Annotated in this window: 4 protein-coding genes; all 4 read right to left on the bottom strand. The window is 68.4% G+C overall.

Annotated features, from left to right (window positions below; all coding sequences use genetic code 11):
• Window positions 1–448: transcription antitermination factor NusB (gene nusB / locus FKP22_RS26835; RefSeq protein WP_141291018.1), on the bottom strand; the 448-nt coding region annotated here is incomplete at its 3' end.
• A complete protein-coding gene (ribH, locus tag FKP22_RS26830) occupies window positions 445–909 on the bottom strand; it encodes a 6,7-dimethyl-8-ribityllumazine synthase (protein WP_141291016.1) in 465 nt (154 codons plus the stop codon). The genes nusB and ribH, both read right to left, overlap by 4 nt.
• A gap of 66 nt (window positions 910–975) precedes the next feature.
• Complete coding sequence (gene ribBA, locus FKP22_RS26825) at window positions 976–2073, bottom strand: bifunctional 3,4-dihydroxy-2-butanone-4-phosphate synthase/GTP cyclohydrolase II (RefSeq protein ID WP_141291014.1); 1098 nt, start codon at window positions 2071–2073, stop codon at window positions 976–978.
• An 87-nt stretch (window positions 2074–2160) separates the two neighbouring features.
• A partial coding sequence (locus FKP22_RS26820; RefSeq protein WP_141291012.1) for a RibD family protein occupies window positions 2161–2602 on the bottom strand: 442 nt, incomplete at its 5' end.

The following is a 2602-nucleotide window of genomic DNA, read 5'->3' as shown; positions in this document are numbered from 1 at the left end:
GCGCCGCGGCGGTCTTGTCCAGCACGCCGTTGACGTACTTGTGGCCATCGGTGCCGCCGAAGCTCTTGGCCAGTTCCACCGCTTCGTTGATCGCCACCCGGTACGGGATGTCCAGGCAGTGCTTCAACTCGTAGGCGCCGATCAGCAGCACCGCGTGCTCGACCGGTGAAAGCTCGTTGGTCGCCCGGTCCACGCTGGCGCTGAGCACCTGGTCCAGGTCGGCGGCCTCGGCAATGCAGCCGTGCAGCAGCGCGTCGAAATGCGCATGGTCGGCCTTGTTGAAGCCTTCCTGCTCGCGCATGTGGGCGTCGATCACGCCGGCCTCGGCACCAGAGATCAGCCACTCGTACAGGCCTTGCAGCGCGACTTCGCGGGCCAGCCGGCGCGGCGACTTTGAACCGCTGCTGCGCTTCTTGGCCGGGGCGGACGGAGTAGAGGGCGCGTTCACAGCAGGTCGTCCATCAGGTTGGCCATCTCGATCGCGACGCGGGCCGCGTCGCGGCCTTTTTCTTCGGCGCGGGCCCAGGCCTGGGCTTCGTTCTCGACGGTGAGGATCGCATTGGCGATCGGGATTTCATGGTCCAGCGAAACCCGGCTCACGCCGGCGCCGCTTTCGTTCGAAACCAGTTCGAAGTGGTAGGTCTCGCCGCGGATGATGCAGCCCAGCGCGATCAGCGCGTCGTAGTCCTCGCTCTCGGCCATGGCCTTGAGGGCGATGGGCACTTCCAGCGCGCCAGGCACCGTGACCTGCAGGACGTTCTTGTCCTTCACGCCGCAGGCCGCCAGTTCGGCCAGGCAGGCCTCGGCCAGCTTGGTGGTCAGTGCGTCGTTGAAACGCGCCCGGACGATGCCGATCGACAGGTCGTCGCCGTTCAGCGAGCCGCTTTGGCCCTTGTCAGCACCTTGCATGGTGGGAAGTCCTTGGCAGGAGAGAAAGTGAAAAGAACAGAGGCGCAGACGAGCGGGCAGACCCGCTCATGCGCCCACGAAGCCGGTGACTTCCAGCCCGAAGCCGACCATGCTGGGCATGCGGCGCGGGCTGCCCAGCAGCTTCATGCGGGTCACGCCCAGCTCGCGCAGGATTTGCGCGCCCACGCCGTAGGTGCGCAGGTCCACCGGCGGCCTGGCGTGCGGCTCGCCGCCTGCTGGCGGCAGCAGCTTGCCGATCAGCTCTTCGCTGGCCTCGCGGCCGCAGTTCAGCAGGACGGCCAGGCCGGCCGGGCTGGCCTTCAGCGCGGCCAGGGCCTTGGGCAGCGGCCACGAATGGCCGTGTTCGCTGCCGGTGTCCAGTACGTCCAGCAGCGACAGCGGCTCGTGCACGCGCACCAGCACTTCGTCGCTCGGCAGCCAGTGGCCGCTGGCCAGCGCCAGGTGCACACCGCCAGAGCGGTCACGGAAGACGTGGGCCTCGAAGCTGCCTTGCGCAGTTTCGAGCGTGCGCTGGCCCAGGCGGGTGACCAGCGATTCGTTGCGGCTGCGGTAGGTGATCAGGTCGGCAATGGTGCCGATCTTCAGGCCATGCTCGGCAGCGAAAACTTCCAGGTCCGGCAGGCGGGCCATGCTGCCGTCGTCGTTCATGATCTCGCAGATCACCGAAGCGGGCATGAGCCCGGCCATCGCGGCCAGGTCGCAGCCGGCTTCGGTATGGCCGGCGCGCATCAGCACGCCGCCGTCCTGCGCCTGCAGCGGGAAGATGTGGCCGGGCTGAACCAGGTCGCGCGGCAACGCGTCTCGCGCCACCGCGGCTTGCACGGTGCGCGCACGGTCGGCCGCGGAAATGCCGGTGCTCACGCCTTCGGCGGCTTCGATGGACACGGTGAAGGCAGTGCCATGCGCCGTGCCATTGCGCGCGGCCATGGGGGGAAGCTGCAGGCGCTCGCAGCGCTCGCGGGTCAGCGTCAGGCAGATCAGGCCACGGCCGAACTTGGCCATGAAGTTGATCGCTTCTGGTGTGACGTGTTCGGCGGCGATGACCAGATCGCCCTCGTTTTCGCGGTCTTCTTCGTCGACCAGGATGACCATGCGGCCAGCTGCCAGTTCGGCAACCAGCTCGGGAACGGGTGAAATCGGCATCCCGCTATTGTAGGTGCCGGGCCCTCTGCGATGCTTTGATCGGGCCGGTGCGATGCTGCGGCTGGCTCGCCGCGGCCACGGCAAATGTCACGCTGCCGGCTCGCCTGCGCGCCGCATCAGCAAGCGCAGGTCGTCGCCCACAGCCGCCTGCGCATGGAAGCGGTAGCGCCAGGCACCGTCCAGGCTTTGCAGCGGGCCGAGTGCCGCCATCCCGCGGCCGGCGCCCAGCAGCATGGGCGCGAGGTAGACCAGGCACTCGTCCACCAGCCCTGCCTGCAGCCAGCCAGCATTCAGCCGTGGGCCGGCTTCGACGTGCAGTTCGTTGACCTGCCGCCGGCCCAGGTCAGCCAGCACGGCGGCCAGGTCGACCCTGCCTGACTCGCCCGGGCAGCACACCACTTCTGCGCCACGGGCCTGCAGCGCTGCGACGCGTTCGGTCGCAGGTTCAGCTGCGTAGAACAGCAGCGGGCCATCCGCCTCGAACAGCCTGGCGCTCAAGGGCGTGTCCAAGCGGGCGTCCACGATTGCG

The sequence above is a fragment of the Ideonella azotifigens genome (assembly GCF_006519715.1).
GTDB lineage: Bacteria > Pseudomonadota > Gammaproteobacteria > Burkholderiales > Burkholderiaceae_C > Ideonella > Ideonella azotifigens.
This window is presented reverse-complemented; position numbering and strand designations above follow the sequence as displayed.

Bases quoted from the DNA above. Each gene is read 5' to 3' on its own strand.
- ribBA (WP_141291014.1), bottom strand. From the start codon at position 2,073: ATGCCGATTTCACCCGTTCCCGAGCTGGTTGCCGAACTGGCAGCTGGC.
- ribH (WP_141291016.1), bottom strand. From the start codon at position 909: ATGCAAGGTGCTGACAAGGGCCAAAGCGGCTCGCTGAACGGCGACGAC.